The following is a 14,152-nucleotide window of genomic DNA, read 5'->3' on the forward strand; positions in this document are numbered from 1 at the left end:
TTCCGTGATGCCGCGCCACGGTCCGTCACCGGGGAGCGAGGTCCTCCAACCGTCCCACGGGCAGCGCGATCCAGCCCTCCCGGCGCGCCTGGTCCCGGTACTGCGGCGGGACGGGGTGGGTGCCGCCGAGCGCGTGGGCGCGGGCGGCGAGGGCGGCGACCACGGCGTCGAACGCGTCGTCGGAGTCCGTGAGGAGCCGTCGATCCGCTGCGCCGACTCCCAGCCAGGGCGCACGGTCGAGGAGACGGGACAGGAGGGCACCGCGCACCGAGGCGTCGTTCTTGTACCCGCGGGTGTCGAAGCCCCAGCCGCGCAGGGCCGCGGCGGGATAGACCTCGACGACGGTCCCGCCCCCCGAGCGGTCCACCGGGGCGCCCAGTGCATCCCCGACCGCGTCCAGCAGGACGGCGCAGTGCATCGCCGTCACTCCCAGCCGGTCGGTCGCGACGCTCAGCGGCCACCGCCCCGTGAGCTCCCGCGTGACGCGGTCGGTCGCCCGATAGGACAGGCGGCGCCGCCACGCCATGCCCCGGTCGTCGCCCGCCTCCACGCGCCCGCCCGACGCGTGCCGGGTGAGGAAGGAGACGAAGTCGTCGGGCCAGCCGAAGGCGCAGTCGATGCCCAGGCGGGCGACCACCGGCGCGACGGCGGCGATGTCGGCGTCGGCCACTGCCGTGCCGACGTCCATCCGCACGGAGGGACCGGTCCAGTCGAGTACCGCGAGGGCCGTGCCCTTCGATTCCGCTGCGAGATCCACTCCGGCTGTGAGCACGCCCGATTATAGGCATCCGGGGCGGGACGTACCAGCGGAAGTCCCGCCGTCGGAGGACGGCGGCGCGCCGGTAGAGATGGAAGGGCCCCTCCGTCGTCCCGCGCCAGTCCAGGAGATCCCGTGTACACCTCGGTTGCAGACCAGACCACCGACCAGCTCGGCGGACCGCTGAGCGTCCTCGTCCGGCAGAAGCGGGACCACGTTCGGCTCTCCGGGCTGATGGAGTGCCTGGAGGGGTCCTCCGGCGAGGACCAGGCAGCCGTCCTGCTCGACATCTACCGGCTCGTGTTCCCGCACGCGTTCGCCGAGGAGTCAGTGCTGTGGCCCGTGATGCGCCGGGTCCTGCCGGACGGCGAGGAACTGACCCTCGAGGTGGAGCGCGAGCACCAGGAGGTCAACGAGCTCGTGACGAAGCTCGAGGGCCTCGACGACGGGTCCCCCGAGCGGGCCGAGCTGCTCGCACGCCTCACCGAGGTGCTCGACGACGACGTCCGCGACGAGGAGGACGCGCTGTTCCCGCGGCTCCAGGCCCGCGTCACGCGCCGCCAGCTGCAGGTGCTCGGCGTCCTCTGGGAGCTCGTGCGCCGCATCGCCCCCACGCGGGCCCACCCGGTGGTCGCGCGCCGGCCGCCCGGCAACGTCGTTGCTGCCCTGCCGCTCTCCGTCCTCGACCGGTGCCGCGACGCCGTGGACCGTGGCCTCCTCGGTGCTCCCGCCGGCGCGGTGCCCGCCCTGCACCGGGTCGGCTCGGCGCTCGCAGCGGCCTCGCACGCCGTCGAACTGCTGCCCGTCATGCGGTCCGGCGAGGACCCCTCCACGCGGGTCGCCGGCAAGCCGTCCGTCCCGTGGGGGACCGTGATCGTGTGTTCAGCGGCGGCCGGACTCGTCGTCGTCGGGGTGCGACGGAGGGCCCGCCTTGCGGACTAGCGCCAGGCGGACTAGTGCCCGCGGCCGCGTCGGGGCCGGAACGCGGCCCGCCGGCGAGTCCAGTGCCGAAGGCCGGCGGCGGCGGGTGGTCGGCCGTCCCGGAGCGGTGTGTACTGGAGGGAGCGGGATCCAGCACCCGCACCGCGAGGAGATCCCTGAGGAGAGGAAGTACGGAATGGACACCGGATGCCCCAGCTGCGGGTCGGCCCTGATCGAAGTGACCGAGGACCAGTGGCCGGCCGAGGGGCCCGTCCCCGCCGGCACGATCGCCGTCTTCCAGTGCGAGCAGAACCACCGGGTCACCGTCGGCCAGACGCAGGTCTCGGCCTAGCGCACCCGGGGCTCACGCGTCGGAGCTGCCGGCGTCCTCGATGATGCGGGACAGCTCGTCGCGCAGCGCTTGCGCCTCGTCGACCGTGATCTCGAGGTGCTGGTCCTGTTCCACCCAGCCGATGCTGACCATGGCGCGTCCCTGCCCGTCCTCGGTGTGGGACAGCCCGACGGCGAGGGCCCGGCCCCCGGTCCTCGTCACGTCGCCGACGATCAGCTCGCCGCCGTCATCCTCTGCAATGGCCATGGCTCCTCCTCGGTCCTCCTGCGTCTCCCATGCTAGGCGCCGTCCCCGGCCGGGCGCAGTGCGAGATTGGGGTGCAGCAGTTCGAAACGCTCCCCGGCCAGCGAGTCCCTGTCGAACGCGTCCGGCAGCAGCACCACGGTGGCCCTGCTGTCGCGCATCGTCGCGCCGGTCCTCCCGGGTTCGAGGGGCGCGCACTCCAGCCCCACCCCGATGCCCTCCTCGGCGAGGAGGCACACGGTGCCCTCGGCGCCCGTCCCGTCCACCGGTGTCGCGGCGAAGTACTCGACGCCGTCGCGCTCGGCCAGGAAACGCGTGCTGGCGAGGTCGATGCCGTCGAGGTCGGACCGGATGGTCAGGACGTCCTGCTCCGCCTGCTCCGTGTCCAGCACGACGAGCACGGGACCGGCGCACCCCGTGAGTGCGAGCGCTGCCGTGCCGCACCAGGCGGCCGACACGAGACGGGACGGCAGGCGGCGCATGGAGCTCCTCGCGGGCGGTGACGGTGGGGATCCCAGCCTAGCGAAGCCCGGCATCCTAGGGTGGGGCCATGGACTCCACCTCCCTCGCGGGCCGCACGTTCGTGGTCACCGGCGTCAGCCGGCGCAGGGGCATCGGTTACGCCGTCGCCGCCCGCCTCGCCGGCCTCGGCGCCAACCTCTTCCTGCACCACTACGCTCCGCACGACGCCGGGCAGCCCTGGGGTGCGGACCGGGTGGACGACGTCGTCGCCTCCCTCCGGGAGCGGCTGCGCGAGGGCGCCACGCTCGCCGACGCGGAGATCGACCTCGCACGGCCCGACGGCGGCGAGCAGCTCATCTCCCAGGCCCGCTCCGCGCTCGGCCACCTCGACGGACTCGTCTGCAACCACGCGAGGAGCGGGGGTGACGGGCGGCTCGACGAGATCTCCTGGGAGGACCTCGACGCGCACTGGCAGGTGAACACGCGCTCCACGATCCTCGCCACGCAGCACTTCGCCGCGCAGCACGACGGCAGGGAAGGCGGGCGCGTGATCTGGATGACGTCCGGGCAGGTGGCCGGCCCGATGACGGGCGAGATCGCGTATGCGGCGTCGAAGGCGGCCCTCGCCGGGCTGACGGCCTCCGTCGCCGACCACCTCGTGGACCGGCGCATCCTCCTCAACACCGTCAACCCGGGCCCCGTCAACACGGGCTACCTCGACGACGCCACGGCGGACCGGCCGCTCGACACCCTGCAGGACGTCCTCGCGCACTGCCCGTCGGGGCGCTTCGGGGAACCCGACGACCCCGCACGCCTCATCGCCTGGCTGCTGGGTGACGAGGGCCGCTGGATGGTGGGCCAGGTGCTGAGCACCGAGGGCGGCTTCCGGCGCTGGGGCTAGCGCCGTGGCCGGGGACCTAGCGGATGCCGCTGCGGGCGAGGCCCTGCACGAAGTACTTCTGGAACGCGAGGAACATGATGACGATCGGCGTGATCGAGAGCAGGGCCAGCGCCATGATGGCACCGTAGTCGGCCCCGTACTGGCCCTGCAGGTAGAGCAGTCCGATGGGCAGGGTGAACAGCTGGGCGTCCTTCAGGGCGATCAGCGGCCACGCGAAGTCGTTCCACTGGTACATCACCGTGAGCAGGACCAGCACCGCGATGAGCGGTTTGCAGAGGGGCAGGATGATCTGCAGGAAGATGCGGAGGGTCCCCGCGCCGTCCATCTTGGCCGCCTCCATCAGTTCGTCCGGGATGGCGATGATGAACTGGCGGGCGAGGAAGATCCCGAAGGCCGACGCCGCCGACGGGAAGATGACGGCCCAGAAGGTGCCGTAGATCCCGAGTTGGGTGACGAGGCGGAACTGCGCCACCATCAGCACCTGGACGGGCACCATCATGGTGCTCAGCACCAGCAGGAAGACGAAGCCCTTGCCGCGGAAGTCCAGCTTCGCGAAGGCGTAACCGGCGAGCAGGTTCACCGAGACCGTGAGGACCGTGACGATCGCCGTGATGACGACGGAGTTGCCGAACCAGGTGACGGTGGGGAAGTTGCCGAAGATGGTCCGGAAGTTGTCGAGGGTCCACTCCGACGGCCAGACATGCAGCTCACGGCTGACGACGTCTGAGCTCGGCGAGAAGGCGATGGTGATCATCCAGTACAGCGGGAACATCATGACGAGGCCCACGACGACGGCGGTCACCAGTCGGGCGATGGCGGAGGTGCGCTCCGCCGGCGAGACCTTCTTCACGCGCGGCACGAGTCCCGGATCGGTGGTACCGCCGCCGGCACGGGATGCCGCGCCGTCCCGGGTTGTCAGGGGGTGAGCCATGGGAGTCCTTCTCTGCCGGTCGGGGAGTGCCGAGGGTGGTGCCGGTGCGCCTATCCGGCGGTGTCGCGGGAACGGTTGCCGCGCCACTGGACGGCCGTGAAGACGAGGGTGACCACGAAGATCACGATGCCGATGGCCGCCGCGTAGCTCTGGTCGCGGGTGACGAAGCCGTTCTCGTACGCGTACGTCACCAGCACCGAGGTGGACCGGCCCGGTCCTCCACCGGTCATCACGAAGATGGTGTCGAAGACCTGGAACGAGTAGATGACGTCCATGATCAGGAGGAAGAACGTGGACGGGCCGACGAGCGGCACCGTGAGGTAGCGGAACTGCTGCCACGAACTCGCCCCCTCCAGCCGCGCCGCCTCGTACAGTTCGGGGGAGATGCCCTGCAGCCCGGCGAGGTAGATCACCATGTTGAACCCGACGCGGATCCACAGGGTCACCAGGATGATCGAGGCGAAGGCCGCCGAGCCCTGCGACTGCCACGGGACGGTACCGAGCCCGCCCTCCCGCAGCAGCTTGTTGACGATGCCCGTCGCCTCGTCGAACAGCAGGACGCCCATGAGGGCGGTCGCGATGCCCGAGATGACCATGGGCAGGTAGATCAGGGTGCGGAACAGCTTCCGGCCGGGCAGCACGGAGTTCATGAGCACCGCGAGGCCGAGCCCGAGGGCGAGGCTCAGCGGCACGGTGACCAGCGTGAACACGGCCGTGTTGAGCGCCGACTGCCAGAACGTCGGGTCCGTGGCGAGGCGCCGGTAGTTGTCGAGGCCGACCCACCCGCTGGCTCCGAAGCCGTTGGACTCCTGGAAGCTGATGAGGAACGCCCAGCCCAGCGGGAGGAACAGGAAGATGCCGAGCAGGATCAGGTTGGGACCGAGGAACCCAGCGGCGGCGCCGGTGGAGCGCTGCTGCCGCGAGGCCCTCCCGGCGGTGTAGGTCGAGGCCGGCAGAGCCGGCGGATCGGTACTGTCGGTCGACTCCTCGCGGGCCGAGGTGTCGGCGGACATCAGCCGACTGCCTCGTCGACGGCAGCGGCGATGTTCGCGAGCGTCTGCTCGACCGGCTGGCCCTGCGTGAAGGCGAGCTCGAGCTCGTCCCGGAGCTTCGGATTGATGGTGGCCATGGCCGGTGCGGTGAGCTGCTCGACGTCGCTCGGCTCCAGTGTGGTGGCCTGCTCCACGAAGATGCCGGCGATGTCGGGCCGCGTCTGGTAGTCCAGCTCGGTGCCGACGAGGATGTTCAGCGTGGGCAGCTCCATGGCCCGGGCACAGAAGTCGGACATCTGGTCGGGCTGGGTCATGAACTTCAGGAACTCGGCCGCGAGCTCGGGGTTCCGCGCGTTCTTGGTGGCGACGAGGGCGTTGCCGCCGAGGTCGCATGCACCGCGCTCGTCCCGCGGGAGATAGGTGGCGCTCCACTCGAAGTCCTTGATGTTCTCCTCGAGGCCGGGCAGCACGAAGTTGCCGACGAAGGCCATCGCCGTCGTGCCCGCGGAGAAGGCGTCGTCGGCGTAGGTCGAGGACTTCACGGAGCTGCTCGGTGGCACGAGGTTGTCGGTGAAGAAGCCCTGCGTGAACTCGAGCGCCTTCCGCCCGGCGTCCGATTCGATGCCGGACCCCGTGAGGTCGTCGTTGAAGAGGCGTCCGCCCGCCTGGAACAGCCAGCTCAGCCACCGGGTGGAGCCGCCGAGCTGCCAGTTGTACACGAAGGGGTAGAGGTCGTCGGGGATGGAGCCGCGCAGCTGCTCGGCCACCTGCCGGAACTCGTCCCAGGTCCAGGCGGAGTCGAGGCTGTCCGGCACGCTGGTGATGCCGGCCTGCTCGAACAGGTCGGTGCGGTACACCAGCGCCGAGGTGTCCGTCTGGTGCGGGACGCCGAAGGGCTTCCCGTCGAACTGGACCGCCTGCCACATCGCCGGGAGGAACTCCTCGGCGGCCGCGGTGTCGAAATAGCTGCTGAGGTCGAGGAGCTGGTCCTGGCTGCTGTAGGCGCCGAGGGTCCCGTAGTCCACCCGGAAGAGGTCGGGTGCGGTCCCGGCCTGCAGCTGCGCGTCGATGTTGGTGAAGATCTGCTCGTACGGGACGAGGTTGAGCTCCACCTTCGTGCCGGAGTTCGCGGCCTCGAAGGCGGCGATGCCGCTCCGGAAGCCCTCCTCCTCGGCCGCGCTGCCCCACGTGGTGAAGGTGAGGGTGTTCTCGTCCCCGCCGCCGCCACCGCCGTCGCTGCTGTTGCCGCCGCCCGAGAATCCGGCGCAGCCGTTGAGGGCTGCCGCCGCTGCGAGGAAACCTGCGCCGCCGAGAATCTGCCGTCTGGAAATGGTCATCGTTGTGCCTTCCGGGTCAGGGTGCTCACAACGTACAGCACACCACCGACAGTGCCTACGCCCTTGCTCCCCGGCGGCCGGGGCGCTAGGGCGGGACCCCGGCGTCAGAAACCGACGACGGCGTGCGGCACGTAGTGCTCCTCCAGGGCGGCGACCTCGTCCCCGGTCAGTTCGAGCTCCAGCGAGGCGAGGGCGTCCTCGAGGTGGTGCGGCCTGCCGACGCCGACGATCGGCGCGGACACCACGGGATTGCGGGACACCCAGGCGAGGGCCACCTGTGCCCGGGCCACGCCGCGGGCTCCGGCCACCTCGCCGACGGCGTCGGAGACGCGGCGGTCCGCATCGACCGTGCCGTACAGGGTCTTCCCGAACCGGTCGGACTCGGAGCGCGACGTCGTCTCGTCCCACGGCCGGGTGAGCTTGCCTCGCGCGAGGGGGCTCCACGGCAGCACTCCGATGCCCTGGTCGGCACACAGGCCGTACATCTCGCGCTCCTCCTCGCGATTGATGAGGTTGTAGTGGTCCTGCATGGTGACGAACCTCGCCCACCCGTTCATGCGCTGGAGGTGGAGCGCCTTCGAGAACTGCCACGCATACATGGAGGACGCGCCGAGATAGCGGACCTTGCCCGCCTTCACGACGTCGTGCAGCGCCTCGAGCGTCTCCTCCAGGGGAGTCGCGGGGTCGAAGCGGTGGATCTGGTACAGGTCCACGTAGTCCGTGCCGAGCCGCCGGAGGCTGGCGTCCAGTTCGGCGAGGATCGCCTTGCGGGAGAGGCCGGCGCCGTTGGGGCCCTCGTGCATGCGCCCGTGGACCTTCGTGGCGATCACGGTGTCCTCGCGTCGCGTGAAGTCGGCCAGGGCGCGCCCCACGATCTCCTCGCTCGAGCCGTCCGAGTAGACGTTGGCGGTGTCGAAGAAGTTGATCCCGGCGTCGACGGCGGCCCTGATCAGGGGCCGGCTCTCCTCCTCGGGGAGCGTCCATGCGTGGTTCCCCCGGTCCGGGGTGCCGTAGCTCATGCAGCCGAGGGCGAGGGGGGAGATGTCGAGGCCTGTGGAGCCGAGTTTCACGTAGCGCATGGGTCCCACTCTAGGAGTGCCCGCGCCGAAGGGCCTTCTGTGAGGACATCGGGGAGGGGGAGCGGGCGCCCAGCGAAGCCGTTCGCTGCCGTGGGCGCCCGCGGGCGGGATCCTCGCGGATCGGGCAGGGGGTTCCCCCACGGAGCCCCTACCATGCCAGGAGCAACAGTAGTCGCGCTCCGGGAAAAAACAAACCGTTCGACCGGTTTAGGGCGTGCCGTGGAGGAAGAGGTCCACGAGGAACGGCGCGCGCTCCTGCCGGTCGGTGGCCACGACGCCTGGCAGCAGCATCCGCCACAGGTCGGCGAGGCGCTCGAGCACGTCCTCCCGGCCCGTCAGGATGTTGGACACCATCTGCACGCCCGTGTAGGAGCCCACGACCAGGAGGGCGAACGCCTCCGGGTCGACCTCCGGGCGCAGGTCACCGGCGTCCCGGGCGGAACGCGCGAGGTCCGCGAACCGCGCGGCCCAGTCGAGGTAGGGCTGCCGGACGTCGTGCCCGAAGGCCGATGCCTCGAAGGTCAGCCGGATGCCGGCCCGCATGACCGAGTGCCGGACGAGCTGCACCGCGAACCCGCGGCAGACGAGGATCATCGTCTCGAGGGCCGGCCGTCCCAGGGCCTGCACGCGCGCGCCGTCCGCGGAGGCGATCGCATGCTGCTCCTCGATGACGGCGACGGCGAGGTCCTCCTTCGACGGGAAGTGGAAGTACAGCGCACCCTTGGTGACCCCGGCCCGCGTCGCGACGGCCGCGAGGGCGGTCCCGCCGTACCCGTGCTCCTCGAAGACGCACGCGGCGGCGCCGATGATCGCGGCGCGCGTGGACCGCGCGCGCTCCTGCTGCACCATCAGGTTCCGCCGGATCGGAATGCTTGCGTCATGCCCTGAAGACTAGGGCAGGATGGCTACGTGACACGCGCAGGAGCCGGAAGCCCGGACGACCAGACAGCAGCCCCGCGCCGACCCGGGAGACGGCCCGCCCGGACGGCCCCGGCCGCGGAACCCCACGGCTCCTCGGTGGCACGGCGGTTCCGCCCGCACGCCTTCGCCGACGGGCTGCGGGTGAGCGCGGCCTGGACGGCCCGGAGCATCATCGTCCTCGCAGGCCTCGTCATCCTCTGGTACATCACCCGGGCGCTGTGGTCGATCGTCCTGCCCGCCCTGTTCGCCCTGCTCCTCGCCTCGGTCCTCTGGCCCGTCAACAGGTTCCTGCGGAAGGGCCTCCCCAAGGTCCTCGCCGCCCTCGTGACCCTGCTCGGCTTCATCGGCGTCGTCGTCGGCATCGGCGCGATGACCGTCCCCGCCATCGCCGGCGGGATCGCGGACCTCTCCGGCCTGGCCCGCGACAACGTCGCCGACCTCGCCGCCTTCGTCGCGCGGGAGCCGTTCAACCTCGACGCGGCGAACCTCGACGGCATCGTGGACACCGCCCTGGCCCAGGTGCAGTCGAACGTCGGCAACATCGTCTCGGGCATCACCGCGGGGCTGGGCGAGGTGACCTCGGGCACCGTCGTCGTGCTGCTGGCGCTGGTCTTCACGTTCTTCTGCCTCAAGGACGGCGACCGCTTCATGCCGTGGACGTCCCGCTGGACCAACTCCGCGGCCTACGGGCACGCCTCGATGATCGCCGGCGGGACCTGGAAGGCGCTCTCCTCCTACATCCTCGCGCAGGCCACCGTCGCGCTGGTCGACTCCGTGTTCATCGGGCTGGGGCTCGTCCTGCTGGACATCCCGCTCGCCATCCCGCTGGCCGTCCTCGTGTTCTTCTCCGCCTTCGTCCCCGTGATCGGCGCGATCGTGTCCGGGCTCGTGGCGACGCTCGTCGCGTTCCTCGCGTACGGCTGGGTGACGGCGCTGATCGTGCTCGGGCTCGTGGTCCTCGTCCAGCAGCTCGAGAGCAACTTCATCCAGCCCCTGCTCGTGGGCCGCACCCTCGAGATCCACCCCGCCGTCGTCCTGGCGTCCGTCACGGCGGGCGGCACGCTCTTCGGCATCATCGGCGCCTTCCTCGCCGTCCCCACCACGGCCGTGGCGATCGTGGTCCTCCGCTACCTGCGCGACCTCTCGATCGAGAACCGCCCGGAGACGGGGGTGGCCTCGGGGAACCCCGACGCCGTGCCGGCCGGCATCGCGCACGGCACGGGAGCCGACGGGACCGGGGCCGACACGCCCCCCGGGACCGGACCCGTCGGGCACCGCGCGGAGCAGCCCGGTGACTAGGCGCCCCGTCATCGCCGTGCTCGAGGGCGACCGGCCCGTCCGGGGGCTCGAGCGCGTCGCCGGGCTGGCCGACGTGCGCGTCACCCGGGCGGCAGGCCTCGACCGTGCGCTCGCCGGCGCCGACGTGCTGTACCTGTGGGACTACTTCTCCGGCGCCCTGCCCGCCGCATGGCATGCCGCGGGCTCCCTGCGCTGGCTGCACGTGGCGGCGGCCGGCGTCGACAAGCTGCTGTTCCAGGACCTCGTGGCCTCCGACGTCGTCGTGACCAACGCGCACGGCATCTTCGACCAGCCCATGGCGGAGTACGTGCTGGGTGCCATGCTGCACGCGGCGAAGGGCTTCGGCCCGTCGCGCGACGCCCAGCGGGAGGCGCGCTGGGCGTGGCGCGAGGGCCGCAACATCGGCGGCAGCAGGGCGCTCGTCGTGGGGACGGGCAGCATCGGCCGCCGGACGGCGCGGCTCCTGCGCGCGGTCGGGGTGCGCGTCGAGGGTGCGGGACGGACCGCCCGGGAGCACGACGACGACTTCGGGCGCGTGCATGCCGCGGAGGACCTCGCGGCCGTGGTCGGCGCGTTCGACTACGTGATCCTCCTGGCGCCGCTGACGCCCGCCACGGAGGACCTCGTCAGCGCGGCGGTCGTCGCCGCGCTGAAGCCCTCCGCTGTCCTGATCAACGCCGGGCGGGGCAGGCTCGTCGACGAGGACGCCCTCGTCGCCCGGCTGCGGGCGGGGACGCTCGCCGGGGCGGTGCTCGACACGTTCGCCGTCGAGCCCCTGCCGCCGGAGCATCCGCTGTGGTCGCTGCCGTCGGTGCTCGTCACCCCGCACATGGCGAGCAACGCCGACAGCTGGCTCGACGACCTGGCGGCGCAGTTCGAGCGGAACCTCCTGCTGTGGCTGGACGGACGGCCGCTGCCCGGCGTCGTCGACAAGGCGCTCGGCTACGTGCCCTCGACCGCGTAGTCCGGCTGTGCCCGCGTCCGCCGCCGGCACAGGGCCGCACCGGTGGACGCCACGCGCGGACCGATGGACGCCGCGCGCGCCACGGTGGAGCATGGAACCGTGGCCGGCGAACGCATGTACCCGATCCTGACGGTCCCGGACCTCGACGAGGCCGTCGCCTTCTACGAGGACCTCGGCTTCCGGCGCACCTACCGGCAGGTGCGCCCGAACCCGCACGCCGTCGTCGAGCTCGAGGACATGGGCATCCACCTCTCCGCGGTACCCGGGTTCGACCCGGCGGCCTCGCTGGGCAGCGTCATCATCACGGTCCCTGACGCCGATGCCCTGTACCGGACGTTCGCGGACGGGCTCCGCCGGACGCGCGGCCGCATCCCGTCCGCCGGCATCCCGCGCCTGCTGCGGCCCCGCCGGAAGCAGGGGACCACCAGCGGATTCAGCGTGGTGGACGTCGGCGGCAACTGGCTGCGCATCTCGCGGGCCGGGGACACCGAGGAGGACGGGCCCGACCGCGCCACGGGCCTGGCCCGCGTGCTGGAGGTCGCCGCACGCCAGGGGGACGCGCGCGGGGACCACGCCGTCGCCCTGGACGTCCTCGACCGCGGCCTCGCCCGCCATCCCGACGCCCCCGCCGGAGACAGGGCGCGGGCCGAGCTGTACCGCGTGGAGCTGCTGATCCGGCTGGGGGATCCCGAGCCCGCCCGTGCCGCCCTCGCGCGGGCGCAGTCCCTCGTCGGTGCGGCCGAGGGGGACGCGCTCGCGGAGGATCTCGCCCACGCCCGCGAGGTCGTCGGGGATTGGCGCGGGCCACACGGCGGGTGAGACGATGGCGGCTGCCGCCACCCCAGCCGACCAGGAGCCCTCCTTGCGCATCCGCCTCCCCCGACCGGAGACCCGCAACAGCGCCCGCTCGGTCTGGCTGTTCTTCGCCCTCATCCACCTCGGCTTCCTCGCCCGGCTGCTGCCCTTCATCCTCGGCGGGGGAGTGCTCAGCGACATCCGCTTCTACCGCGAGTGGGCCTACCTCGCCCTGGACGACGGGACGTGGCAGGGCATCGACACGGCGTGGGTGTATCCCGTCGGGGCCCTGGCACCCATGGTGGCCGCCACGGTGTTCGGCCCCTACCTCTACCAGTTGACCTGGTTCCTGCTCTTCGCCGGACTCAACGCCCTCGGCACGGCGGCGCTCCTCCGGCACGGAGCGGCGTCGTCGACCGCCGCCTACTGGTGGCTGACGGCGACGGCGCTGCTCGGCCCGGTCGCCGTCGGCAGGATCGACGGCCTGACGGCGCCCCTGGTCATCACCGCGCTGCTCCTGGTCGCCGCGCGGCCGTTCGTCGCGGCCCTCGTGCTCAGTGCCGCCACATGGATGAAGGTGTGGCCGGCCGCCGTCGTCCTTGCGGCCCTCGTCGTCGTGCGCACGGGCAGGCTGCGCATCCTCGGTGCCGGCATCGCCCTCACCGCCGGCATCGCCGCCGTCGTCGCCGTGGCCGGGGACGTCCGCAACCTCACCGGCTTCCTCACGGCGCAGGGCGCCCGCGGCATGCAGCTCGAGGCGCCGCTCAGCACGCCCGGGGTGTGGCAGGCGATCACGGGGACCTCGGGCGCGTACTTCTTCGAGGACGAGGTCATCAACACCATGGAGGTCCGGGGGGCGCTGAGCGGCCTCGTCGGGGACCTCATGACACCGCTGCTCGTCCTGACGGTCGTCCTGGTCGCGGCGTTCCTCGCGATCGCGCTGCATCGCGGCGCCGGGACGGGGCCGCTGCTCGCCGCGGGGTCGCTGGCGCTCGTGAGCACCCTCGTGGTGTTCAACAAGGTGGGCTCCCCGCAGTTCATGCTCTGGATCGCGGCCGTCGTCGCCGCCGGGCTCGTGCTCGACCGGGCGGCCGAATGGCGTTACCCGGCCCTCGCGATGCTGGCGACGGCGGGCCTCACCACGCTCGTGTACCCCGTGTTCTACGACGCCCTGCGCTACGAGCTCAACCCCGCCGTCGCCGTCCTGCTCACGCTCAGGAACCTGCTGGTGGTCAGCATCTTCGTGTGGTCGCTCGTGCGGCTCGGACGCCTGGCGGCTCGCGCCCGCGTCCCCGCGGCTACGGGTGCCTGACGCCCCGCCCTGCGAGGACGGCCCGATAGCCCTCGCGGTACGTCGGATAGGTGAAGGAGAACCCGGTGGACCGGAGCAGGCCGCTGTCCACCCGGCGCGCGCCGCCGCGGGTCGCGGCCACCTCGCCGCGGGGCGGTTCCGGCAGGCCGAGCTCGGCGGCCAGGAACTGGAGCACCTCCCCGAGGTCCACGGGCAGCTCGTCGCTGCCCAGGTAGATCGGGGCGGGATCCGCGACCGCCGTGACCAGGTGCACGATCGCCGCCGCGGCGTCGTCGCGGTGGATCCGGTTGGTCCACTGCGGTGCCGCCGGCAGGACGGCCGCCCCGCCCCTCACCTGGTCGATGAGGCGTGTGCGGCCCGGCCCGTAGATCCCGGAGAGCCGGAGGACGGTCCCGCGGTCCGACCGCCCGAGCAGCACCTGCTCGGCCTCGCGCACCAGCCGCGCCGTCGGAGCGGTGGCCTCCGCCGGTGACTCCTCGGTGACCCGGCCGCCGTCGGCATCCCCGTACACCGCGGTGGAGGACACGAAGACGATGCGCCGGGGGGCGACGCCGTCGCGTTCGAGGGCGTCCAGCACGTTGCCCGTGGCGTCCACGTAGGCGCTGCGGTAGGCGGCATGGCTGCGCTCGCCGGCGGCCGTGGCGATGACGACGACGTCGGTGTCCTGCGGGACCGGCGGCAGGTGCCGGGTCAGGTCCGCGGCCACGCCCTCGATGCCCGCGGGGAGTCGGTCGGGGGACCGGCGCCAGCCGACCACCCGCTCGCCGCGGGCGGTGAGCCGCAGGCCCACCTCGGTCCCGAGGTCCCCGCAGCCCGCTATCAGCACCGTCATGGCGGGTTCTTCCTCCCGGTCGTCGTCGAAAGGACAGAAACTACCACCGATCGG

Annotated in this window: 16 protein-coding genes; 7 read left to right on the forward strand and 9 right to left on the reverse strand. The window is 72.1% G+C overall.

Annotated features, from left to right (window positions below):
- Positions 1-25: 25 nt before the first annotated feature.
- Complete coding sequence (locus ACX80K_RS11740; protein ID WP_459272054.1) at positions 26-772, reverse strand: DUF429 domain-containing protein; 747 nt, start codon at positions 770-772, stop codon at positions 26-28.
- Between the two features lie 120 nt (positions 773-892).
- Here ACX80K_RS11740 and ACX80K_RS11745 point away from each other — a divergent pair, with 120 nt between their 5' ends.
- Both ACX80K_RS11745 and ACX80K_RS11750 read left to right on the forward strand, forming a co-directional pair.
- Positions 893-1,699, forward strand: a complete 807-nt coding sequence (locus ACX80K_RS11745) for a hemerythrin domain-containing protein (RefSeq protein WP_459272055.1) — start codon at positions 893-895, stop codon at positions 1,697-1,699.
- A 175-nt stretch (positions 1,700-1,874) separates the two neighbouring features.
- A complete protein-coding gene (locus ACX80K_RS11750) occupies positions 1,875-2,030 on the forward strand; it encodes a hypothetical protein (RefSeq protein WP_459272056.1) in 156 nt (51 codons plus the stop codon).
- Between the two features lie 12 nt (positions 2,031-2,042).
- Here ACX80K_RS11750 and ACX80K_RS11755 read toward each other — a convergent pair whose 3' ends face one another.
- Positions 2,043-2,276, reverse strand: coding sequence for a hypothetical protein (locus tag ACX80K_RS11755; protein WP_459272057.1), 234 nt, complete (start codon positions 2,274-2,276; stop codon positions 2,043-2,045).
- A gap of 32 nt (positions 2,277-2,308) precedes the next feature.
- Positions 2,309-2,755, reverse strand: a complete 447-nt coding sequence (locus ACX80K_RS11760; RefSeq protein WP_459272058.1) for a hypothetical protein — start codon at positions 2,753-2,755, stop codon at positions 2,309-2,311.
- 68 nt (positions 2,756-2,823) lie between these two features.
- Between ACX80K_RS11760 and ACX80K_RS11765 the strand changes: the two genes are divergently transcribed.
- Positions 2,824-3,636, forward strand: a complete 813-nt coding sequence (locus ACX80K_RS11765; protein ID WP_459272059.1) for an SDR family oxidoreductase — start codon at positions 2,824-2,826, stop codon at positions 3,634-3,636.
- Positions 3,637-3,652: 16 nt separating this feature from the next.
- Here ACX80K_RS11765 and ACX80K_RS11770 read toward each other — a convergent pair whose 3' ends face one another.
- From ACX80K_RS11770 to ACX80K_RS11790, 5 genes are all read right to left on the reverse strand, one after another.
- Positions 3,653-4,567 (reverse strand): carbohydrate ABC transporter permease, encoded by a 915-nt coding sequence (locus ACX80K_RS11770; protein ID WP_459272060.1) that lies wholly within the window; start codon positions 4,565-4,567, stop codon positions 3,653-3,655.
- 50 nt (positions 4,568-4,617) lie between these two features.
- Entirely contained in the window at positions 4,618-5,580 is a 963-nt protein-coding gene (locus ACX80K_RS11775) for a carbohydrate ABC transporter permease (protein ID WP_459272061.1), read from the reverse strand.
- The gene (locus ACX80K_RS11780; RefSeq protein ID WP_459272062.1) at positions 5,580-6,896 is read right to left on the reverse strand and encodes an ABC transporter substrate-binding protein; all 1,317 of its coding nucleotides are present in this window, start codon (positions 6,894-6,896) and stop codon (positions 5,580-5,582) included. The genes ACX80K_RS11775 and ACX80K_RS11780 overlap by 1 nt, the downstream gene beginning before the upstream one ends.
- Positions 6,897-7,000: 104 nt before the next feature.
- A complete protein-coding gene (locus ACX80K_RS11785) occupies positions 7,001-7,975 on the reverse strand; it encodes an aldo/keto reductase (RefSeq protein ID WP_459272063.1) in 975 nt (324 codons plus the stop codon).
- A gap of 207 nt (positions 7,976-8,182) precedes the next feature.
- Positions 8,183-8,824 (reverse strand): ScbR family autoregulator-binding transcription factor, encoded by a 642-nt coding sequence (locus ACX80K_RS11790; RefSeq protein WP_459272064.1) that lies wholly within the window; start codon positions 8,822-8,824, stop codon positions 8,183-8,185.
- 60 nt (positions 8,825-8,884) lie between these two features.
- Between ACX80K_RS11790 and ACX80K_RS11795 the strand changes: the two genes are divergently transcribed.
- The 4 genes from ACX80K_RS11795 to ACX80K_RS11810 are packed head-to-tail and all read left to right on the forward strand — an operon-like array spanning position 8,885 to position 13,266.
- Positions 8,885-10,195: an AI-2E family transporter gene (locus ACX80K_RS11795; protein ID WP_459272065.1), complete on the forward strand. Its 1,311-nt coding sequence runs from the start codon at positions 8,885-8,887 to the stop codon at positions 10,193-10,195.
- Entirely contained in the window at positions 10,188-11,159 is a 972-nt protein-coding gene (locus ACX80K_RS11800) for a D-2-hydroxyacid dehydrogenase (protein ID WP_459272066.1), read from the forward strand. The genes ACX80K_RS11795 and ACX80K_RS11800 overlap by 8 nt, the downstream gene beginning before the upstream one ends.
- A 42-nt stretch (positions 11,160-11,201) precedes the next feature.
- Entirely contained in the window at positions 11,202-11,978 is a 777-nt protein-coding gene (locus tag ACX80K_RS11805; RefSeq protein WP_459272067.1) for a VOC family protein, read from the forward strand.
- Between the two features lie 43 nt (positions 11,979-12,021).
- Positions 12,022-13,266: a hypothetical protein gene (locus ACX80K_RS11810; protein ID WP_459272068.1), complete on the forward strand. Its 1,245-nt coding sequence runs from the start codon at positions 12,022-12,024 to the stop codon at positions 13,264-13,266.
- Here ACX80K_RS11810 and ACX80K_RS11815 read toward each other — a convergent pair.
- Positions 13,253-14,098, reverse strand: coding sequence for an SDR family oxidoreductase (locus tag ACX80K_RS11815; RefSeq protein ID WP_459272069.1), 846 nt, complete (start codon positions 14,096-14,098; stop codon positions 13,253-13,255). The two genes, ACX80K_RS11810 and ACX80K_RS11815, sit on opposite strands and share 14 nt — an antisense overlap.
- Between the last annotated feature and the right edge of the window lie 54 nt (positions 14,099-14,152).

The sequence above is a fragment of the Arthrobacter sorbitolis genome (genome assembly GCF_054510995.1).